Genomic DNA, 20073 nt, shown 5'->3' with positions numbered 1-20073 from the left:
GAGACACACCATGAGCCAAGAACAACTGGTAATGCAGGATGCAGAGTTAGAGTTTGACGCTGAACCCGAATCTCACGAAGTAGAAGAGTTGCAGGAGGTAGCTGCCGAGGCGGACGAGACTATCTCCGATGAGTTGCTGGCACCGGAACTGAACAAGGTGATGGATGCCACGCAACTCTATCTGGGGGAGATAGGTTTCTCCCCGCTGCTCACTGCCGAAGAGGAAGTCTACTACGCCCGTCGTGCCTTGCGCGGTGACAAAGCCGCCCGCAAGCGCATGATCGAGTCCAACCTGCGACTGGTGGTGAAAATCGCCCGTCGTTACAACAACCGCGGCCTTGTGCTGCTGGATCTTATCGAAGAGGGCAACCTCGGTCTTATCCGCGCGGTCGAGAAGTTCGACCCCGAGCGGGGCTTCCGTTTCTCTACCTATGCTACCTGGTGGATCCGCCAGACCATAGAGCGGGCCATCATGAACCAGACCCGCACTATCCGTCTGCCCATTCATGTGGTCAAAGAGTTAAACGTTTACCTGCGCACCGCGCGCGAACTCTCTCACCGTCTCGATCATGAACCGACCGCCGAGGATATCGCCTTCGCGCTGGATCGTTCGGTGGATGATGTGAACCGCATGCTCAAGCTCAACGAGAAGATCACCTCGGTGGACACCCCGATTGGTGGCGATCGCGACAAGGCGCTGCTGGATGTGCTCTCCGACGAGCGCGGCATGGGGCCGGAGCTGGAGTCACAGGAAGATGATATGCGCAGCAGCATTGTCCACTGGCTTGAGGAGCTCAATCCCAAGCAGCGGGAAGTGCTGGCCCGTCGTTTCGGTCTGCTGGGCTATGAGCCTGCCACCCTCGAGGATGTGGGGGCCGAGATTGGCCTGACCCGCGAGCGGGTACGCCAGATCCAGGTGGAGGGGCTGCGCCGTCTGCGGGAGATCCTGCTGAGCCAGGGGCTCTCCATCGAGGCGCTATTTCGTACCAATTAAGCATCCGCACCAATTAAGCCCGCACCAACGGAATGCGGCATCAGCCAGATAGCACGAGGGGAGCAACTGCTCCCCTCGTTTTTTATTGCCTGTCGTCTGGCGATGGCTTCGTGGTTATACCAGCTCGGCCAGCATGGTGTCGGCGTAGGGAACCAGCGCTTCGCCCTTCTTCACCTTGGTGAGGTAGTCCGGGTTGGCGATAAGCGGACGGCCGATGGCCACCAGATCGAAGCGGTTGGCCTCGATGGCCGCAGCGGCGCGCTCGGCGTCGTAGTTGCCCACGCCGACCAGATTGCCCTTGTAGTGGGCGCGCAGATAGTCGGAGGCGCGGCCACCCAGATAATCGAAGGTGAGGTTGTCATCGAAGATGCCGAGGTGGATATAGGCCAGCGGGCGATCGTTCAGCTTGCCCAGCAGATAGTCGAACACGGCGCGATCTTCCGGGCTGCCCGCCAGATGGACATAGGCACCCGGGGAGAGACGAATACCAACCCGATCACCGCCGATGCGGGCGCTGATGGCATCGACCACTTCCAGCGCGAAGCGGCTCATCTTTTCCGGGCTGCCACCGTAGTTGTCGGTGCGCAGGTTGGTGGAGTGGTGCAGGAACTGGTCGATCAGGTAGCCGTTGGCACCGTGGATCTCCACCCCGTCAAAGCCTGCCTCGATGGCGTTGGCTGCGGCTTGGGCGTAATCCAGCACCAGCTGGGCGATTTCCGCCTCGGTCAGGGCGCGCGGCACCTGATAGGTGAGCTCGCGCATGCGGGGTACTGTGCCCTCGTGCGCCACGGCAGAGGGGGCCAACACTTCAGCCTGATGGAAGAAGGGGTGGGAGAGGCGACCGACGTGCCACAGCTGGGCGAAGATCTTGCCACCCTTGGCGTGCACGGCGCTGGTCACTTTCTTCCAGCCATCGATCTGAGCCTGGGTGAAGAGGCCCGGGGTATTGGGGTAGCCCTGCGCGTCGGGGCGGATGATGACGGCCTCTGAAACAATCAGGCCGATATCGGCGCGGCGGCCGTAATAGGCTGCCATCTGCTCGGTCGGCACCAGACCTGGGCCTGCCATGCAGCGGGTGAGCGGGGCCATCATGAAACGGTTGGCCAGGGTCAGAGTGTCATTGAGTCGATACGGCTGAAACAGGGTATTCATGATAGGTTGTCCTGAACTGGTTATTCTTGAACGTGCATTCAAGACGTTTTTTGCGTCGGGCGCAAGCTTTTTTTGAATGCACGTTCAAGAAGGTTGGCCCGAGCGGGCGGCTGGGGTAAACTTGCCGCCCTTTCCAGCCACTCTTTATCGGCGGGCCCTGTTGCCCCTTGCCGGTGAACCATTTCCCACGGGAGGAACCATGCGCATAGCCGAGTTTGATCGGGACGAGGTACTGCGAAATGCCATGGAAGCGTTTCGCGCCAAGGGATATGCCAAAACCACCATGCAGGAGCTGGTGGCAGCCACCGGCCTGCACCCGGGCAGCATTTACGGCGCCTTTGGCAACAAGCGCGGCCTGCTGCTGGCGGCGGTGGATCACTATGTCGAGGGTAAACGCACCCTGCGCCGCTCCCTGCTCGACAACCCGAGCCCGCTGGCGGGCCTTGCGGCCTATCTCGATCGGATTGTGGGGGAGGCGCTTTGCGGCTCCTGTCTGGTGACTCGCACCATGATGGAGCTGAGCGAGCAGGATGAGGAGCTGACCCAGCGGGTCAAGGGGATCTACGGCGAGCTGGAGCAGGAGCTGGCGGATCTGCTGGCACAGGCGCAACAGCGTGGTGAACTGGCGCCGGATCGGGATATTCGCACCCTGACAGCTCTGCTGCTGATCAACCTGCAGGGGCTTATCACCTTCGCCCAGTGCCGCCCCGATCGCCCCCTGCTCGACGACGTGGTCGCCCAGCTGATGCGGGCCCTGCGGGCATAACGCGATACCGCAGAAACAACAGTGGCTCCCTCGGGAGCCACTGTTGTTTTCGGGAAGTGCATTCCGCCTTACCTCGGCCCCACCAGCTCTTTCATCAAATCTTTCAGCCATACCAGTGCAGGCTGCTGCGCGTGAACAGGGTGCCAGACGCAGTTGAGGTGATAATCCGGCACGTCTTCGGGCAGCGGCAGGCTTTTCAGCGGCCAGTGGGTAGCGAGCAGCTCGGCCACCATGCTGGGCAGCACCAGCAGGTGATCGCTCTGGCTGACAATGGCGGCGGCGGACATATAACTCTGGCTGTTGACCGAGATGGTGCGGCTAAAGCCCTGACTCTTCAGATAGCGGTCGAGGCTCGCCTCCGAGGTGCCCAGCGGCGAGTGGAACACATGGGGCATGGCGATAAGCTGCTGCAGGGTGATGCGCTCCTGCCACTGGGAGGGATCATCCTCGGCACCGGCGGGGGCCGATTTGGCAATCGGCAGATCGGCGCGCACCAGCCCGGCCAGCGGTTCGGTGAGCCAGGTCTCCTTGCCGAGATACCCCGGCACCTGCATGTACTCGTCAAACCCCAGCACCAGATCGATCTCGCCGCTCGCCAGCTCGGCTTCGGGCAGGGTGTCGCGCAGGATGCGGATCTCGATGGTGACCCCCGGCGCCAGCCGTCTGAGGCGCTGGATCAGCGGCGGGATCAGCACGCACTCCACGTAATCTGTGGTGCAGAGTACGAAGCGCCGCTTCGACTGGCTCGGCTCGAACTCTTCTTCCTCGGTGAGCTGCTGCTCCAGCAGCCGCAGCGCCTGCTGCACCCCGAGGTGCAGCCGCTGGGCGCGCGGGGTCGGCAGCATCCCCTGCGGGGTGCGTACCAAAAGCGGGTCGCCGAGAAAGGTGCGCAGCCGGTTAAGGGAATGGCTCATGGCGGGCTGGCTGATAAAGAGCGCCTCGGCGGCGCGGGTAACGCTGCCCTGCGTCATCAGGGCGTCAAAAGCGAGCAGCAGATTGAGGTCGAGCTGGTGCAGTTTCATGGGGGGGATTATTCGCCGTGTTTATGGGACAATCCATCCTATTCATTTGATGGATGGGGGCGCAACTTCTTACACTGCGACCCACTCTTATTTTTCTGGGTTCCCGCGCCGCATCGGGCGTAAACGGGGGCCTCAATCCATGCAAGGAGCCTTGCGATGAGCATCAAGACCATTAACTCCACGCCGGCCGCCGACGGCTTCACCATGCCCGCCGAGTGGGCGCACCAGCAGGCCGTCTGGATGATCTGGCCGTTTCGCCCGGATAACTGGCGCGTAGCCGGTCGCTTCGCGCAAGAGACCTTCGCCAAGGTGGCCGATGCCATCGGTGGCGCCACCCCGGTCTTTATGGGTGTGCCAGCCCAGTTTATGGAGCAGGCCCGCGCCATCATGCCCGCCCACGTCACTCTGGTTGAAATGAACAGCGATGACTGCTGGGCCCGCGATACCGGCCCCACCATCGTTACCAACGCTGCCGGCGAGTGCCGTGGGGTGGATTGGGGCTTCAACGCCTGGGGCGGTCACAAGGGCGGTCTCTACTACCCGTGGAATCAGGATGAAGAGGTCGCTGCCCAGATGCTGGCCCAGCACGGCATGGCTCGTTACGATGCGCCGCTGATTCTGGAAGGGGGCTCTATCCACGTCGATGGCGAAGGCTCCTGCCTGACCACCGCCGAGTGCCTGCTCAACGAAAACCGCAACCCGCACCTGACCAAAGAGCAGATCGAAGCTCACCTGCGCGACTATCTGGGCGTCACCAGCTTTATCTGGCTGGACGAAGGCGTCTACATGGACGAAACCGACGGCCACATCGACAACATGTGCTGCTTCGTGCGTCCGGGTGAAGTGGCCCTGCACTGGACTGATGACCAGAACGATCCTCAGTACGCCCGCTCCGTGGCCGCCCTCAAGGTGCTGGAAGCGGCGGTCGATGCCAAGGGTCGCAAGCTGAAAGTGTGGAAGCTGCCCCAGCCGGGCCCGCTGTTCTGCACTGAAGAGGAGTCTGCCGGTGTCGAGAGCGGCAGCGGTGTGCCGCGCGAGGCAGAAGGTCGTCTGGCCGGTTCCTATGTGAACTTCCTTATCACCAACGATCGCATCGTCTACCCGCTGCTGGATGCTGCCACCGATGGCGAAGCCCAGCGCATTCTGGAAGAGATCTTCCCCGACCACACCGTGATCGGCGTACCGGCCCGCGAGATCCTGCTGGGCGGTGGCAATATCCACTGCATTACCCAGCAGATCCCCTCCGGCAAATAAGAACCGGATGACGATCCTGCTGCGAAGCCGTGATCAAGGCTCATGTGCTGCTCGGAATCCTCATGTATTCACATACACTCCGGTTCCTGCGCTGCTCTTCACCTTGCTGACGACCTCTCGCGACGGGTCGTAAACCGGCTTACGCCAGCTGAGGTTGGTATTCAAAACCCCACTCAGTGGGGTTTTATCTCTTGATGGTGTGATGGTCGCAGGCGCTGATGCGGCGATCATCATGACAAACAGTCACCCTTTTACAGGAGATCAAAATGATCGAAGTGACCGAGGTTTCCATTGCCGAGCTGCGTGCCGCGCTCGAATCAGGCCGCACTACTGCGGTCGAACTGGTCAAGGCCTATCTGGCCCGTATCGAGGCCTACAACGGCCCCGAGACTGCCACCAAACTCAACGCCGTGGTGGTCGCCAATCCCGATGCGCTGAAAGAGGCGCAAGATTCTGATGCCCGCCGCGCTCGTGGCGAGACTCTGGGGCCGCTCGACGGCATCCCCTACACCGCCAAAGACAGCTATCTGGTCAAGGGGCTGACCGCTGCCTCCGGCAGCCCGGCCTTCAAGGGTCTGGTGGCCCAGCGCGATGCCTTTACCGTTGAGCGGCTGCGCGCCGCCGGTGCCATCTGCCTTGGCAAAACCAATATGCCGCCGATGGCCAATGGCGGTATGCAGCGCGGCGTCTATGGCCGTGCCGAGAGCCCCTACAACGCCGACTACCTGACCGCGCCGTTTGCTTCCGGCTCCTCCAACGGTGCCGGTACCGCCACCGCCGCCAGCTTCTCCGCCTTCGGTCTGGCCGAAGAGACCTGGTCGAGCGGCCGTGGCCCGGCCTCCAACAACGGCCTGTGCGCCTACACCCCGTCCCGTGGCGTCATCTCGGTGCGCGGCAACTGGCCGCTGACTCCGACCATGGATGTGGTGGTGCCCTATGCCCGCACCATGGCCGATCTGCTGGAAGTGCTAGACGTAGTGGTGGCTGACGATGCCGACACCCGTGGCGATCTGTGGCGCATGCAGCCCTGGGTGCAACTGCCCAAGGCCTCCGAAGTGCGTCCGGCTTCCTATCTGGAGCTGGCTGCCAAGGCCGATGCCCTCAAGGGTAAGCGCCTCGGCGTGCCGCGCATGTTTATCAACAAGGATGAACTGGCCGGCACCAGCGAAAACCCCGGTATCGGCGGCCCGACCGGTCAGCGCATCCATACCCGCGAGACCGTGATCGCCCTCTGGGAAGAGGCGCGCAAGGCGCTGGAAGCCGCTGGCGCCGAAGTCATCGAAGTGGACTTCCCGCTGGTCTCCAACTGCGAAGGGGACCGACCCGGCGCGCCGACCGTGTTCAATCGCGGTATCGTGAGCCCGGAGTTTCTCAACGACGAGCTGTGGGAGCTCTCCGGCTGGGCGTTCGACGACTTCCTGCGCGCCAACGGCGATCCCAAGTTGAATAAATTGGCCGATGTCGATGGCCCGAAGATCTTCCCCCACGATCCGGGCACCTTGCCGAACCGCGAGGGCGATCTGGCGGCGGGCATGGACGAGTACGTCAATATGGCCAAGCGCGGACTGAAATCCTGGGACGAGATCGCCACAGTGCCGGATGGCCTGCGTGGTCTGGAGAAGACCCGCAAGCTGGATCTGGAAGACTGGATGGACGGGCTCAAGCTCGACGCCGTGCTGTTCCCCACCGTCGCGGACGTCGCCCCGGCTGATGCGGATGTGAATCCGGCCTCTGCCGATATCGCCTGGAGCAACGGCATCTGGGTTGCCAACGGCAACCTCGCTATTCGCCACCTCGGCGTACCGACCGTCACCGTCCCTATGGGGGTGATGGCCGATATCGGTATGCCGGTGGGCCTGACCTTCGCCGGTCGTGCCTATGACGACAACAACCTGCTGCGCTTTGCCTCGGCCTTCGAGTCCACCGGCAGCAAGCGTATGGTGCCGCCACGCACGCCGCCGTTGGCTTGAGCGTCGCCGCTGGCCTGATAGTTGTTAGATCAGGCACAAAGAGAGAGGGAGGCATCATGCCTCCCTCTTTTTCGTCCATGTTCTGGCTTTGGCCATCACACCCGGATGTTCTGGCCCGCACCCATTTCGCTTTTTGTCACAGGCGGGGTCAGCCCCTCTTGGGACAAGCTGGCCTCCCACTCGTGGGCCTTCTCCAGTAGATCGGCGAGGCTCTCCCTGATCTGCTGCGGACGATAGTTCCCCAACGCGAGCTGGGAGAAAAACGATACCCGCTCGGTGCCCGGATAGATGCCGACCCCGTAGCCATGGCGCAAGGGGGCGAGGGCATGCTCGCCAAAGCGCAGGAACAATTCGCGCGACAGGCGCTCGGGAAGATCGCTCGCCGTGGTCACCGAGAGCACCAGTGCCATCTCGTCGGGTTGAGCCACGATATTGACCACAAAGGGGGTGCTCGCTTCCCCTGCTGCTCGCTGGATCTCGAACGTGCAGACGCCGTTTTCATCGAAGGCCAGCGGTTCGACCGACAGCTCGGCCACGATTTTCTGATAGATATCCAACACAACACTCCAGTCCGGTTGCCCGGTCGTCTTCGAAGGGGTATGGCAAGATCACAAAGAGACGGCCCGCCACCGAGCGGGCCGGGCCGTCATCCATATTCATGGCAAGGGTTACACCTTGATATTGAGTGCTCGGCCCTCTTCCAGCTCGAACATCCGGACATCGCTCACCGGATTGTCGTTAAAGCGCACGCTTTTCTTCATCTTGGCGGCGACGTACTCCCCGTCCGATGAGCCAGTGTGCTCTTCGACCAGCGGTGAGGTTTCGTTGGCGCGGGTGTTTGCCTCGGTCAGGGCGTTCAGCTCGGCGTTGGCTCTTTGCTCAAACAGCTGGACGAAGCTGCGATTGAACTCGGCATTGACCTTGGCGTTGAACGCCTCCGATTCATGGCCCAGCGTATTCAACGCCGAACTGAGTGCCTCACCCGAGAGTGATTCGTGCAGGGCGATCGTCCGCTCGATCACCCGACTGCTCAGCATGCTGAAGATGGCATCTTTACCGTTGATAAAGCTGGAGAAGTGCTGCTGGACAAAGCTCAGGGAGTCCTTATCCAGCGTCTCCAGACCGAGGCGCTTCTTGTTGGCATCTGTGATATCGGCCATGGTCGCTGTCTTGGGGTCGCTACCCGGCTTCAGATATTGGGCCTCGTTCTTAAACTCGCTGATGGGCTGGTTAAAGGCTTGCTGTACAAGCTTCTTGATCTGGCCCAATTCGGTCAGTTGCCGCTGCACCTCGGACTGAATTTGAGTGGCCCGGGTGGTGAGCGCACTCTCCCCCTTGGTGGCGGCTCGGCTAAAGAAATCGACCACCGCATTTTTGATGCGGCCCAGCGTGCTTAAATGGGCCAGGTCCCGTTGTACGGAGACATCCCCACTCTTGCCGATATGAATGGTGTACTCCTTGCCTTCACCCAGATGAAGGGCAAGCTTCTGATTGCTGCCGGGATTGACGTTGGCGAGCTGCAGGCTGTCGATAGCCTTCAACATCACCGGGGTAGCTCCATGAATAGCCATGACCTTGGTTCCTTATCTCACTAACAAGCGATACATCTGGCCTGCATCATACCCGTCAGTGAAAACGCCGTTTATTAGCCATGGTTGCACTATTTTAGTTTGGGGCGTGTCTGTACTGGTCGTGGGTGAGAGGGGAACAGTTTGCTGTGTTGCCTCGGCGTTGAGTTCACCGGCAGCACGCGAAGGGTGCCACCGCGGACGCCGCCGTTGGGGTGAATGCTGTTATGAGTTAAATATCTCGGGTTCATTCTCAGATAATGAATAACCACCAGCACGATGCGGGTGGTTTTCTTATTGCTATCTAGTGAACGGCTTAGCTGATTATTTATTTTTCAAACTAATACTTACATCTACGTTACAAAGTGGGTGTGACAGGTCTGGTTGAAATTTATACTTATTGATAATTTTAATTGGTATCTGTATGAGAACGATATGGGTTGTGTTAGCCTTAGAAAATTAAAGTTTTTATATAGAGGTAATCATGGAGCAAGGATTAATCACATTTTTCGATGTGTCTCAATGTGGCTTTTATCGACAGAGGAAAGAGAAAGCTCAAGAATTAATAGAAGGATCTCTTGCTGATACGTTGTCACTGGTGACAAAGTGGTTAGAAGGACGGGAGGTAGAGCAAACAATCCCGTGGGATGTAGAAACTCATCCATATCGTACCAAAGTATATTGTAAATCTATGGAATATGATCCTGTAACGGGGGATTATCTATTTATTTTTTGGAAAAAGTTTGGCAAAGATGATGGGAACATTAATGGGGTTATTGGAGATTCAAAGGTCGGCGATGGAGTCACTGATTCACACATTGTAAAAGCTAGTGTTGGCGGTAAAAAATTAATATTGGGTCAGCCAATGTATTATTGGTTCATGCCTTCGCTTAATTTGCTCGCATCAATTAAGTTCCCTCATTCATTATCTGATACGGATGATGTTGTTAAATTTATAAAAAACTGCATTGATTTACGAGTTAGTCACCCTAGGAAAAAGACTACAGAAAGCGCAATTCCAAATATTAAGGCAGGCCGTGAAATAATTACTAAACATGTATCGTATACATCACATGATGGTTCTTTTTCTTTGGTCTTTAAATTAAAGGCTGATATGAAGGAATTATCAATTGGAGATGCAACATTGGCTGAGCTTGCTAAAAATATATCACACCTTGTTGTTAGGGAAACCATTTCAACTACTAAGAAAGTAGAAAGAAATGTGGTGTTTGAAATGTGGGATAAAGTAACTGGAAATAATGAAAGGGTATCCAGAAGTAAGCAGGTTGAGATTATATCAGAAGAGTCTCTTACTGTTTCTGAATTAAAGGGCATTCTGGAAACCTATGCTGAGGAACATGATCCTCGGAGTAAGTGGGACAATGTTGGGTTTAAAACGGATGGTAGAGATGCGCCGACAAAGTGGTTTGATCGATATGTTGAAAGGAAAAAAGTTCTGATCAAGAAAAATGAAAAAATTAATGAAAGTTACTTTCCAGCTAAAGTAATTCTTGGTTCACTATTAAAAGAACGTAAGTCATTAATTAGTTTTACTGAAAAAAATAATGAAAATGTAGTAGATGAATACAAGGTAACAGTGGTGGCTTGATATGCTGAGAGTTTTCAGGACACAAATTATCTATTTAATTGCGGGTATACTAGTCGCATACAGCTGTTTTGAGTATGTGTCATATTCAGGTATATCATCAGTTATGTCGGTTCTTCAGAATATATCCGCTGCAATATTTACTATTGCAGGTATATGGATCGCTTATATTTACCCAGAGGCAATCACATCATTTACTAATCCTTCAAAGGTTTCCTTGTTAAAAGGGACGGAAAGTACCAGAAGAATTGAGTCATTAGTTATTATAATTTTTACTTCGGCATCAGTTCTTGTTTGTTCTTTATTTTACAGTCTTTTATATGCGCTCTATTCAAATCATCCGTTTTTTGTTGGCTATATACCTGAGATTAAATTTTTAAATGTTTGGTTGTTAGTATTTCTGTGTATGAATCAAATAAAAGCGATGTTGTCCGTGATGGTAAATAACATTAAGTTTGTTGAGCGATTACATCGGCTAAAAACAGAAAAAGAAGTTGATGATGATTTATAAGCGCTGTAGGTTAGAATAGCGAAGCATATTTTGACGATCGCGAAAGGAAGGGGGCGAGGAGCCGCTGATGTTCAGGGTTTTCTGCTTCTCTTGCTAACAGGATATTCGCGGTAAACGGACGATTACGCTGCGCTAATCGACCCTACATTATGTGGCTTATTGTTACCTCCCCCCTCATCCCCAGCCCTTCTCCCGCAAGGGGAGAAGGGGGCAAATATGCTCCGCTGATTGTGCGTTGGCTCTGTGGTGCGGGTGAATATGAGTGGCTTGGAATTGGCACGGGCCATCCCCTCTCCCTCGGGAGAGGGCTAGGGTGAGGGGCTGCTATCTGTGTTGTCGTTTCGTTTTGAGCCTTTACCTCTCTCCACTTCCCGTACCGTCGATCGCCATATTGGTCGTGGCTCGTCGCCGATTCCCCCCTGATTTTTCTGCATTCCCCCTGACTTCACCCAGACTTCACACAACCTCATTTTCCCCTCACAAATCCCCCGTATCTTCTGCCCACTGCTTAAAAGGCCCGGCTTGCCACAGGGGTGGCGAGGGGGCGGTTGGTTCGAGGGAACAAGATGATGAAAGGTTGGATAAAGTGCGGATTGGCCGGGGCCGTGGTGCTGATGGCGAGTTTCTGGGGCGGCAGCGTGCGGGCGGCGGGGATCTCCCTTAAGCAGGTGAGCGGCCCTGTTTACGTGGTTGAAGATAACTACTACGTAAAGGAAAACTCCATGGTCTATTTCGGGGCCAAAGGGGTGACGGTGGTGGGGGCGACCTGGACGCCGGATACCGCACGCGAGTTGCACAAGCTGATCAAACGGGTCAGCAGCAAGCCGGTGCTGGAGGTGATCAACACCAACTACCACACCGATCGGGCGGGCGGTAACGCCTACTGGAAGTCCATCGGGGCCAAGGTGGTGGCGACCCGCCAGACCCGGGATCTGATGAAGAGCGACTGGGCCGAGATTGTCGCCTTTACCCGCAAGGGGCTGCCGGAGTACCCGGATCTGCCGCTGGTGCTGCCAAACGTGGTGCACGATGGCGACTTCACTCTGCAAGAGGGCAAGGTGCGCGCCTTCTACGCGGGCCCGGCCCACACGCCGGACGGCATCTTTGTCTACTTCCCCGACGAGCAGGTGCTCTATGGCAACTGCATCCTCAAGGAGAAGCTGGGCAACCTGAGCTTTGCCAATGTGAAGGAGTATCCGCAGACCATCGAGCGGCTGAAAGCGATGAAGCTGCCGATCAAGACGGTGATCGGCGGTCACGACTCGCCGCTGCACGGCCCCGAGCTGATTGATCACTACGAGGAGCTGATCAAGGCAGCACCGCAGTCATAACGGCTGCGTGGCAGAGAGCCTGCAAGCCGAGCCATCGCTGCAATCAGCAGCCATAACGGCACTCCACAAAAGGCCCGCTTTCAGGAAATAAGCGGGGGTTTTGCTGTTGCGGCTTTTTTGGTGGCTGTGAGTGCGCCGAGATTAAGGCTGTTCAAGGGGGGTGGGCTTTCATAAGATGGCCCTCTCTCTTTTCCCTGAAAGTTATCCATTTTCGTTATGCAATACGCCTCTCTCGCGCGCCTCAAGCAGGCCTTTATCACCGGGATGTGGGCCTCGCTGGTCAGCATCGTTATCGGCTTCGCCTTCAAGGTGTGGCTGGCGCAGTGGGTCGCCAAGGGAGAGCTGGCGCTGTTCAACAGCGTGGTGGATTTGATCTCCCTCTCTTTTATCCTGATGACAGGTTTTCGCTCCTCCATGGTGGTGAGCTACTCCCAGACCAAAAACGATCGGGACATCATCAATATCTTTCGCTACTTCCTCATCGGCATCGTGCTGCTCACCTGGGGGACGGTGATCCCCTATATCAAGCACGGGCTCCATATCCGGGTGGAGTATCTGCAACTGGTGGGGGTTATCTTCGGGCTGGGGCTCAAGGTCTATTTCACCAATTTGGTGGCCATGTACCGGATGTATCAGCTCTCCAACCGGGTCACCTGGCTGGAGCCGCTGGCCAACGGCCTGCTGTTTATGGCCTGCTACTTCGGGCTCGGGATGGATGCGCTCCCTTCGCTCTTCTACGGGCTGACCTTCTCGTCACTCGCCATCGCCGGTTATATGTATGTTTCGCGCCGCCGGGCCATCGCCACCAAGCCGCTGGCCAAGGTAGCGCTCGGCCCCGAGATGGTGAGCTATGTGAAGAAGAGCTTTACCGCCTCGCTGGAGGCGGGGGCCAGCATTCTGATGATTTACATCACTGTGCTGCTCACCATCCGTCACTTCAGTATCGACGAGCTGGGGGATTTTCAGGTGGTGGTGCGCCCCATCTTTACCTATATGACCACCTTGTTTGTCTTCCCCATCTACCGCTTTGTGCTGCCAGAGCTGGCGGTCAATCTGCGCAACGGCGATCACCGCCAGATAAGGTTGATCCGCCGCTGGATCTTCCGCCTCTCCGCCATCGTCAGTCTGGCCTTCTTTGGCTTGATGTTGCTGGCGGGCAAGCCGCTGGTGCTGTTGTTCTTCCCCGCCGACTACGTGGGGGCGGTGCCGGTGCTGTTCCACTTCTCCATCTTCTTTATCTTTATGATGCTCAACGGCTATCAGCTCGCCTATATCAAGGCTCACGGCCACTTTACCCAGAGCCTGCTGATCCGGCTGGCGGGCATAGTGGCGCTGGTTGCCGCCTACTATCTGGTGGCCGAATTCTCTGCCAATGTGGTGGCGATTATCGTGGCGCTGGGGCTTGGCTATATGGTGATGTTTATTCTCTCGACCCTGGCGGAGCGGCAGATCTTGCGATCCCTGCCACTGGTACTGGCGACCCGTTAGGGTGTCGCCAAGCGCAGGCTTCTGTCAGATAACAAAAAACGCCCGTGCGGGCGTTTTTTTATTGGCGGCGCAGGGCAGGCTTAACGCTTGCCCTTGCCACCCTTGTTGCCTGCGAGCGCCTGCTTTCTGGCGCGCTGCTTCTGGGCCGCCTTGCTGTTGCGGCGCGGCTCGGGCTCGAAGCGGGTGAGATCCGGCTCAAAACCGGGAAACCACTGCTGGGGCAAGCGGGTGTCGAGCACCGCTTCCACCTTCTCCAACAGCGGTGCATCTTCCGGGCTGAACAGGGTAATGGCGAGCCCCTTGTTGCCGGCGCGGCCGGTGCGCCCGATACGGTGGACGTAATCCTCCGCCACAAACGGGAACTCGAGGTTAATCACATAGTTGAGATCCGTAATATCGAGGCCGCGGGCCGCCACGTCGGTGGCGACCAGCGCCTGCAGGGTGCCGGCGCGAAACTCCAGCAGCACTTTTTCACGTGCGCTTTGCGACAGATCGCCGTGGAAGGCCAGCGCATTGATGCCCGATTTGCCGAGCTGCTGGGCCAGCTTGTCCGCCCCCTGACGGGTGCGGCTGAAGATAAGCGCCGGTGCCCACCCTTTCACTTTCAGCATATGTTCGACCAGCGCCAGCTTGCGATCGCTGTCCACCGTGTAGACCCGCTGCTCCACCTCGGCCGCCGTGGTGTTACGCGGTGCCACTTCAATCAGCTCGGGGTCGCGCAGCAACACCTTGCAGAGGGCAAACAGGTTGTCGTCGCAGGTGGCGGAGAAGAGCAGGGTCTGGCGATCCACCGGGATCTGTTTGAGCAGCGCCTTGATCTCGTCCATAAAGCCCATGTCGAGCATGCGATCCGCCTCGTCAAACACCAGATGGCGCAGGCTATCTAGGCTCAAGGCCCCTTGACGCAAATGGTCGAGCAGACGGCCCGGGGTGGCGATCAGGATATCCACCCCGGCTTGAAGCGCCTCTACCTGCGCCGCGATACTCACTCCGCCGTAGACTTGCGTGCTGGTGAGACCTGTCCCCTGGCCGTAGCGCGCCACGCTCTCGGCGACCTGCACCGCCAGCTCGCGGGTCGGCACCAGCACCAGCGCGCGGAGCGGGCGTTGGGACGCCATTTGCGGCTGCGCCAGCAACTGCTCCAGCAGCGGCAGCACAAAGGCGGCGGTCTTGCCGGTGCCGGTCTGGGCCCCCGCCATCAGATCCCGCCCTGCCAGAATGACGGGGATGGCGCGAGCCTGAATGGGGGTCGGTGCGGCATAGCCGAGCTCGGTCAGGGTCTGCTGCAAGCGGGGGGAGAGGGCCAGTTCGGCAAAGGAGGCTGTGGACATAGAGGGCACCAGTCGGGGTTATCGCGGCCTGCGGCCACGATGCAGTGAGTGATCGTGGCCGCGATGGTAGCAGAAGCAGGGGGCGCGGCAGAAGGCGGCTATGCCTCTGCGTCGTCCGGTAATGGGCGGATCAGCCGGATCTTTTTGCCCTCGTAGCAGGCGATGTTGTGCTTGCCGTGCTGTTTGACGTGGTAGAGCAGCTCATCGGCCAGATGCACCGCCTCGGTGACTGTGAGGTAGTCGCGAATGCGGATCACCCCGGCGGAGAAGGTGATGGGGGTGGGCAGCTCGGGGATCCCCAATGGGCGATCCAGCAGGCGACCAGCGGAGTGGATCATCATCTCGTCATCCTCCATCCCCTTGAACAGCACGATAAACTCCTCGCCGCCCCAACGGATGGCGCTGTCTACCTTGCGGATATTGCTTCTGAGGTGGCGGGCAAAGGCGACCAGTGCCAGATCACCGACGCTATGGCCATAGGTGTCGTTGATCGACTTGAAGTTGTCGATATCGAGGATCATCAGATAGTCGTGCTCATGGAGCAGACTCTGGCAGAGCACATCTCTGCGTGGCAGCCGGGTCAGGTGGTCGGTGTGCGCCAGGGTGCGCAGCCGCAGGTAGATCTGCTTCCAGGCCACCATGCCCAGCAACAGAACGATGAGATAGACCTTGAAGGCCGCACTTTGCAGGGCCAGCTTGACGAAATCGAACCAGCTGTAGGACCACTTCAGATAGAGATCATCCCCCGCCTTGGTGCGCATAAAGGGTTTGCTCAGGCAGAGATGCCTCGGGCGGCAGGGCTCGGCGGCTTCAAACGATATGTTGGTGCGGGTCGGGTTGATGGTGTCGAAGGGTCGCAGCACATCGTTAAATGCTTCATCGACGGCGATATCGATACCGAGCAGCCCGTATTTGTAACCGCCGCGCCCTGACTGATGAATGAAGGGGAAGTACATCACTATGGTGTTGCGCATGCTGAAGCTGTCGATCTCGATATCGGAGACAAAGGCCTCATCGGCGCTGCACAAAGGGCGGCCGGGTGCAAAGCTGGCGCAACCGAAGTAGTGATACCAGGCGGGCAGTGTCATCAGATCCACCTTGATCGGCGCCAGTCTGGTGGGCAGCACATTGTTGTCGGCCACCATGCCGATCAGCCGGTAGTCATTCCAGATGGTGTAGATATTGATCACCTCCGGATAGGAGAGGGCATAGCGGAAGGTGTTGAGGATATTGGCTGCCGGGTATTGCAGCGGAATATCGGCAAAGCGGTATTTGCTTTTGAGGTCATACCCGTAGAGATAGTCGCTGCCGATGCTATTCGGGGGCGGTGGCTGATCGAGCAGATGGTGTTGTGCCAGATAGCTGGTGATGTTCTCCACCTTGAGGATCTTGGCTCGCTGGTAGAAGACCTCGAACACGTTCTTCTGTCTGGCGGTGATGAGATCCATGTCGTGCTGGATAGTGAGATAGGTGTAGTAGAAGACAATGCCCAGCCCGGTCAGGGCGAGCAGGGCTAATCCGGCCACTTTGACGATGAACTGGCGAGCACACGCCGATGGCCAGCGCAAGGCTGGGAGGTTACCTGAAAATAAGGTCATAGGTGTCTGGTTAGAGTACCGATAGGGGCGCGGGCGCCATACGGGCAAAGTATACGCGAAGGAAATCCCGACAGGATCCACCGACAAACCTTGCCAGAAGCTGAAGCCCTTACCACTTATTTATCCCTACTCCACGATCAGCACGCTCTCGCTGGCCAGATGGTGCAGCCACTCCCTGACGATCAGCAGCACGGCGGCAAAGTGCTCGTCACGGGGTAGCTGGTTGGCGGCGAGAGGATCCCCTTCCGCCATCGCGGCCAACTGGCCAAAGGCTTGCTCCACCAGATCCCGGTCGAGCTGGTTGTCCCCCAGCGCTTCGGCCAGCGACGGCTGGCTGCGCAGGGTCAGCTGCAAGCCGGGCGGGATCTGCGGGGCTATGCGCATCAGCTCATCTTCCACCACCATGATGGCCCGCTCCAGTTCGAGCGGGGTGGGTGGCGCATTGCGAAACGGTCCGGGCTGGATGGCGTGGGTGCCAAAGGCCAGCAGGTAGTGTGACGGGGCCGCATCTGGCTGGCTCAGCCAGAGCTGGCTGCTCTGTTCACCAATCTCCAGCAGCAGGGTCATCATCTCCGGTACGGGTTGTGTCATGGTGCTGAGCTCCTGTATTGTAAACGTTTTCCAATTCTGCCTTTGATACCCCCGCTGTCGCCGTTTGGCGAGCACATTTTCTGCGAGTCGTCCCTCACTTTGTTGCAAACCCCTTGCAAAAAAATCCATTGGTGGCAGTCTGGATGTCTAAATGGCCGTCGCCGTTTCGTTATCCTCAGATGATTCAGGAGTTCAGATATGGATATTCGCACCGCTCCCCGCGCCATCGCGCTCGCCCTCATGCTGGCAAGCGGCATCGCCGCCGCCAACGAAGCGCTGGTGATCCAGACCGATTTCGGCCTCAAAGATGGCGCCGTGTCGGCCATGAAGGGGGTTGCCTTCGGGGTGGATCGCACCCTGCCGCTCTATGACCTGACCCACGAGATCCCGGCTTACAACATCTGGGAAGCTTCCTACCGCCTCTACCAGACCCTGCAGTATTGGCCCAAGGGCACTGTGTTCGTCAGCGTGGTGGATCCCGGTGTCGGCACCGAGCGCAAGTCAGTAGTGCTCAAGACCAAGAGCGGCCACTACATCGTGACCCCAGACAACGGCACCCTTACTCTGGTGGCCGAGCACTTCGGTATCGAGGCTGTGCGCCAGATTGACGAGAAGCTCAACCGCCTCAAGGGCTCCGAGAAGTCCTACACCTTCCACGGCCGCGATGTGTATGCCTATACCGGCGCACGGCTCGCCTCCGGCGCCATCAGCTACGAGCAGGTCGGCCCGCTGCTGCCCGCCGAGGTGGTGAAGATCCCCTATCAGCCTGCGGTCGCCGAGAAGGATGGCACCCTCAAGGGCACCATCCCGATCCTCGATGTGCAGTACGGCAACGTCTGGACCAATATCGACGATACCCTGCTGACCAAGGCCGGGATCAACAAGGGGGATACCGCCTGCATCAAGATCCGCGAAGGGGATGTGGTCAAATATGACGGCAAGGCCCCTTACGTCAGCAGCTTCGGCGATGTGCCGGAAGGTCAGCCGCTGGTCTACCTCAACAGCCTGTTGCAGGTGTCAGTGGCGCTGAACATGGACAGCTTCGCCACCAAGCATCAGGTGCAATCCGGCGCCAACTGGCATATCAGCCTGAAGAAGTGCTCCTGACCCGCACATATATAAGTAGAAATAGAAACAGCAACGGGCGCCTCGGCGCCCGTTTTATTCTCTGGTAATGAAGGGATCAGAACTCGTTGGAGAGCGCCTTGTATCCTTTGACCAGATCGATATTGGTGTGGGCCACGTCCTCGGAGAACTCTGCGGCATCCACCGAGACCCGCGGGATATGGGTCAGATCGCTCTGCTGGTTGATGCGGGTGGTGGAGGGGACGTAGAACTCTGGCGGCAGATCGCAGCCATCGATCACCGAGTTGTGCCGCACCACGGCACCATCGCCGATATGGCAGTTGAACAGCACGCTGTTGAAGCCGATAAATACCCTGTTTCCCACTTCACACGGCCCGTGGACGATGGATCGGTGGGCGATGGAGCTGTATTCGCCGATGGTGACGGCGGCGCCGGATTTGGAGTGGATCACCACCCCATCCTGGATGTTGGAGTTGGCTCCGATGATGATGGGTTCCATCTCGCCGTTGGCATCCACCTCGTCGGCGCGGATCACCGCATAGGGGCCGACGAAGACATTCTCTTTGATGATCACCTTGCCGCAGATGATAGCGGTCTTGTCGATATAGGCTGATTCGTCGATGACAGGCAGATGGCCGGAGGGATTCTTGCGGATCATGTTACATCCTGTGGTTGCCAAGAGGGATTATCTGGTGGTGGACGAGGAGCCTACCGGTCGGTCAGCTTACCCCTGCTCGCCCTTTGGTGAAACCCCTGACTGGTCTGACCCTTGTCGCGCGCCGTCTCGGCATGGCTGTTTCCCGCTGCCAGAATATGGGAGCATGGCTGTCATCCCGAGTCGTGTTAGGTGGACATATATAGATGAAGAAGATGATTGCCATGTTGGCGGGTGCTTTGTTGCTCTCCTCGGCCGTGCAGGCCAAAGGGGAGGCGGGGGAGTTTGACTATTACGCCATGGCGCTTTCCTGGTCGCCCGAGCATTGCGCCGTCAAACCGGCGGATCGGGACCAGTGTTCCCGCAAGCTGGGCTTTGTGCTGCATGGTCTTTGGCCCCAGTACAATCGCGGTTACCCCGGCAACTGTACCCGCGAACGGCTCAATCCCGATATGGAGAGCGAGTTTGCCGACCTCTACCCCAGCCGTTTCCTCTATCGCCATGAGTGGGAGAAGCATGGTACCTGCTCCGGCTTGAGCCAGCAGGACTTCCATCAGTTGGCAAGCGATCTGCGCCAGAAGGTGAAGATCCCGGCGGCTTATCAATCCCCGGAAGAGCCGCTGCGCAAGAGCACCTTCCAGCTTAAAGCCGATCTGGCTAGCGCCAACCAGTGGCTGGCCCCCGACAACATCACGGTGGCTTGCGCCGATGGTGGCCGCTTCCTGCGGGAGATCTACATCTGCGTCAATAAAGAGGGGACGGATGCGGTCACCTGCTCCGCCGAGATGCAAAAGCGCGAGCGCCGCTCCTGCGGTCAGCCGGATTTCCTGCTGCGCAGCGTGCGTTAAGTCTTCACTCATCATCGGGCCCCTTGCGGGCCTGATGTGTAACCACGGTTATCAGAAAGGAGTCTGACAGATGGATGGCAACAACCGGTTTGGCCCGCAAGAGCGGGCAATGCTGCTCGGCGTGAAAGGGGTTGGACCGACCGTTATCAGGCGGCTCGAACAGCTGGGCTACCATACCTTGGCCGGATTGGCAGAGGCCGACACCACCCATATCGTCCAGCTGGTGGCCAGCATGCTGGGCTCGACCTGTTGGCAGAACAGCCCGCAGGCGCGCAGTGCCATCGACGGCGCCATTGCGCTGG

19 protein-coding genes (1 of these 19 cut by a window edge) are annotated in these 20073 nt (G+C 58.1%); 11 read left to right on the top strand and 8 right to left on the bottom strand.

What is annotated here, in order from left to right; all coding sequences use genetic code 11:
- Positions 1-10 precede the first annotated feature (10 nt).
- A complete protein-coding gene (rpoS, locus tag ACTG2B_RS18070) occupies positions 11-994 on the top strand; it encodes an RNA polymerase sigma factor RpoS (protein ID WP_005335504.1) in 984 nt (327 codons plus the stop codon).
- A gap of 114 nt (positions 995-1108) precedes the next feature.
- On the opposite strand, the gene ACTG2B_RS18065 is transcribed toward rpoS, so the two are convergent.
- On the bottom strand, positions 1109-2146 hold the full coding sequence (locus ACTG2B_RS18065; protein ID WP_160881992.1) for an alkene reductase: 1038 nt from the start codon (positions 2144-2146) through the stop codon (positions 1109-1111).
- A 199-nt stretch (positions 2147-2345) separates the two neighbouring features.
- On the opposite strand from ACTG2B_RS18065, the gene ACTG2B_RS18060 reads away from it, so the two are divergent.
- Entirely contained in the window at positions 2346-2912 is a 567-nt protein-coding gene (locus tag ACTG2B_RS18060) for a TetR/AcrR family transcriptional regulator (protein WP_439996562.1), read from the top strand.
- A 68-nt stretch (positions 2913-2980) separates the two neighbouring features.
- On the opposite strand, the gene ACTG2B_RS18055 is transcribed toward ACTG2B_RS18060, so the two are convergent.
- Positions 2981-3934 (bottom strand): LysR family transcriptional regulator, encoded by a 954-nt coding sequence (locus tag ACTG2B_RS18055; RefSeq protein ID WP_033115874.1) that lies wholly within the window; start codon positions 3932-3934, stop codon positions 2981-2983.
- Positions 3935-4090: 156 nt separating this feature from the next.
- On the opposite strand from ACTG2B_RS18055, the gene aguA reads away from it, so the two are divergent.
- Positions 4091-5188 (top strand): agmatine deiminase, encoded by a 1098-nt coding sequence (aguA, locus tag ACTG2B_RS18050; RefSeq protein WP_439996561.1) that lies wholly within the window; start codon positions 4091-4093, stop codon positions 5186-5188.
- Positions 5189-5454: 266 nt separating this feature from the next.
- Entirely contained in the window at positions 5455-7158 is a 1704-nt protein-coding gene (locus ACTG2B_RS18045; protein WP_439996560.1) for an amidase, read from the top strand.
- A 95-nt stretch (positions 7159-7253) separates the two neighbouring features.
- Here the strand turns inward: ACTG2B_RS18045 and ACTG2B_RS18040 are convergent, their stop codons facing one another.
- Together ACTG2B_RS18040 and ACTG2B_RS18035 are read right to left on the bottom strand one after the other, a co-directional pair.
- Positions 7254-7718, bottom strand: a complete 465-nt coding sequence (locus ACTG2B_RS18040) for a CesT family type III secretion system chaperone (RefSeq protein WP_439996559.1) — start codon at positions 7716-7718, stop codon at positions 7254-7256.
- A gap of 108 nt (positions 7719-7826) precedes the next feature.
- Positions 7827-8729: a hypothetical protein gene (locus tag ACTG2B_RS18035; protein WP_439996558.1), complete on the bottom strand. Its 903-nt coding sequence runs from the start codon at positions 8727-8729 to the stop codon at positions 7827-7829.
- A 481-nt stretch (positions 8730-9210) separates the two neighbouring features.
- Here ACTG2B_RS18035 and ACTG2B_RS18030 point away from each other — a divergent pair, with 481 nt between their 5' ends.
- The 4 genes from ACTG2B_RS18030 (at position 9211) to ACTG2B_RS18015 (ending at position 13662) form a co-directional block, all read left to right on the top strand.
- On the top strand, positions 9211-10335 hold the full coding sequence (locus ACTG2B_RS18030) for a hypothetical protein (RefSeq protein ID WP_439996557.1): 1125 nt from the start codon (positions 9211-9213) through the stop codon (positions 10333-10335).
- Between the two features lies 1 nt (position 10336).
- Positions 10337-10843, top strand: coding sequence for a hypothetical protein (locus ACTG2B_RS18025; RefSeq protein WP_439996556.1), 507 nt, complete (start codon positions 10337-10339; stop codon positions 10841-10843).
- A gap of 566 nt (positions 10844-11409) precedes the next feature.
- A complete protein-coding gene (cphA, locus tag ACTG2B_RS18020) occupies positions 11410-12174 on the top strand; it encodes a CphA family subclass B2 metallo-beta-lactamase (RefSeq protein WP_439996555.1) in 765 nt (254 codons plus the stop codon).
- 216 nt (positions 12175-12390) lie between these two features.
- Positions 12391-13662 carry a hypothetical protein gene (locus ACTG2B_RS18015; protein ID WP_439996554.1) on the top strand — a complete coding sequence of 424 codons (1272 nt, stop codon included), beginning with the start codon at positions 12391-12393 and terminating at the stop codon, positions 13660-13662.
- 80 nt (positions 13663-13742) lie between these two features.
- Here the strand turns inward: ACTG2B_RS18015 and ACTG2B_RS18010 are convergent, their stop codons facing one another.
- The 3 genes from ACTG2B_RS18010 to ACTG2B_RS18000 form a co-directional block, all read right to left on the bottom strand.
- Positions 13743-14993, bottom strand: coding sequence for a DEAD/DEAH box helicase (locus ACTG2B_RS18010; protein ID WP_439996553.1), 1251 nt, complete (start codon positions 14991-14993; stop codon positions 13743-13745).
- Positions 14994-15091: 98 nt separating this feature from the next.
- Positions 15092-16561, bottom strand: a complete 1470-nt coding sequence (locus tag ACTG2B_RS18005; RefSeq protein WP_439996957.1) for a GGDEF domain-containing protein — start codon at positions 16559-16561, stop codon at positions 15092-15094.
- A 156-nt stretch (positions 16562-16717) separates the two neighbouring features.
- The gene (locus ACTG2B_RS18000; protein WP_236354002.1) at positions 16718-17182 is read right to left on the bottom strand and encodes a hypothetical protein; all 465 of its coding nucleotides are present in this window, start codon (positions 17180-17182) and stop codon (positions 16718-16720) included.
- A gap of 198 nt (positions 17183-17380) precedes the next feature.
- Here ACTG2B_RS18000 and ACTG2B_RS17995 point away from each other — a divergent pair, with 198 nt between their 5' ends.
- A complete protein-coding gene (locus tag ACTG2B_RS17995; protein WP_439996552.1) occupies positions 17381-18289 on the top strand; it encodes an SAM hydrolase/SAM-dependent halogenase family protein in 909 nt (302 codons plus the stop codon).
- Between the two features lie 76 nt (positions 18290-18365).
- Here ACTG2B_RS17995 and ACTG2B_RS17990 read toward each other — a convergent pair whose 3' ends face one another.
- On the bottom strand, positions 18366-18926 hold the full coding sequence (locus ACTG2B_RS17990) for a carbonate dehydratase (RefSeq protein ID WP_429102644.1): 561 nt from the start codon (positions 18924-18926) through the stop codon (positions 18366-18368).
- A 203-nt stretch (positions 18927-19129) separates the two neighbouring features.
- Here ACTG2B_RS17990 and ACTG2B_RS17985 point away from each other — a divergent pair, with 203 nt between their 5' ends.
- Both ACTG2B_RS17985 and ACTG2B_RS17980 read left to right on the top strand, forming a co-directional pair.
- Positions 19130-19771 (top strand): ribonuclease T2 family protein, encoded by a 642-nt coding sequence (locus tag ACTG2B_RS17985; protein ID WP_439996551.1) that lies wholly within the window; start codon positions 19130-19132, stop codon positions 19769-19771.
- Between the two features lie 70 nt (positions 19772-19841).
- A protein-coding gene (locus ACTG2B_RS17980) for a helix-hairpin-helix domain-containing protein (protein ID WP_429202501.1) crosses the window boundary here: on the top strand, positions 19842-20073 show its 5' portion. Its footprint extends 47 nt past the window's final position; only the first 232 of its 279 coding nucleotides appear in the window; the start codon lies at positions 19842-19844; its stop codon lies beyond the right edge, outside the window.

It is taken from the genome of Aeromonas sp. 30P, from assembly GCF_051919805.1.
Classification (GTDB): domain Bacteria; phylum Pseudomonadota; class Gammaproteobacteria; order Enterobacterales; family Aeromonadaceae; genus Aeromonas; species Aeromonas veronii.
This window is presented reverse-complemented; position numbering and strand designations above follow the sequence as displayed.

Bases quoted from the DNA above. Each gene is read 5' to 3' on its own strand.
- rpoS (WP_005335504.1), top strand. From the start codon at position 11: ATGAGCCAAGAACAACTGGTAATGCAGGATGCAGAGTTAGAGTTTGAC.
- ACTG2B_RS18065 (WP_160881992.1), bottom strand. From the start codon at position 2,146: ATGAATACCCTGTTTCAGCCGTATCGACTCAATGACACTCTGACCCTG.
- ACTG2B_RS18060 (WP_439996562.1), top strand. From the start codon at position 2,346: ATGCGCATAGCCGAGTTTGATCGGGACGAGGTACTGCGAAATGCCATG.
- ACTG2B_RS18055 (WP_033115874.1), bottom strand. From the start codon at position 3,934: ATGAAACTGCACCAGCTCGACCTCAATCTGCTGCTCGCTTTTGACGCC.
- aguA (WP_439996561.1), top strand. From the start codon at position 4,091: ATGAGCATCAAGACCATTAACTCCACGCCGGCCGCCGACGGCTTCACC.
- ACTG2B_RS18045 (WP_439996560.1), top strand. From the start codon at position 5,455: ATGATCGAAGTGACCGAGGTTTCCATTGCCGAGCTGCGTGCCGCGCTC.
- ACTG2B_RS18035 (WP_439996558.1), bottom strand. From the start codon at position 8,729: ATGGCTATTCATGGAGCTACCCCGGTGATGTTGAAGGCTATCGACAGC.
- ACTG2B_RS18030 (WP_439996557.1), top strand. From the start codon at position 9,211: ATGGAGCAAGGATTAATCACATTTTTCGATGTGTCTCAATGTGGCTTT.
- ACTG2B_RS18025 (WP_439996556.1), top strand. From the start codon at position 10,337: ATGCTGAGAGTTTTCAGGACACAAATTATCTATTTAATTGCGGGTATA.
- cphA (WP_439996555.1), top strand. From the start codon at position 11,410: ATGATGAAAGGTTGGATAAAGTGCGGATTGGCCGGGGCCGTGGTGCTG.
- ACTG2B_RS18015 (WP_439996554.1), top strand. From the start codon at position 12,391: ATGCAATACGCCTCTCTCGCGCGCCTCAAGCAGGCCTTTATCACCGGG.
- ACTG2B_RS18010 (WP_439996553.1), bottom strand. From the start codon at position 14,993: ATGTCCACAGCCTCCTTTGCCGAACTGGCCCTCTCCCCCCGCTTGCAG.
- ACTG2B_RS18000 (WP_236354002.1), bottom strand. From the start codon at position 17,182: ATGACACAACCCGTACCGGAGATGATGACCCTGCTGCTGGAGATTGGT.
- ACTG2B_RS17995 (WP_439996552.1), top strand. From the start codon at position 17,381: ATGGATATTCGCACCGCTCCCCGCGCCATCGCGCTCGCCCTCATGCTG.
- ACTG2B_RS17990 (WP_429102644.1), bottom strand. From the start codon at position 18,926: ATGATCCGCAAGAATCCCTCCGGCCATCTGCCTGTCATCGACGAATCA.
- ACTG2B_RS17985 (WP_439996551.1), top strand. From the start codon at position 19,130: ATGAAGAAGATGATTGCCATGTTGGCGGGTGCTTTGTTGCTCTCCTCG.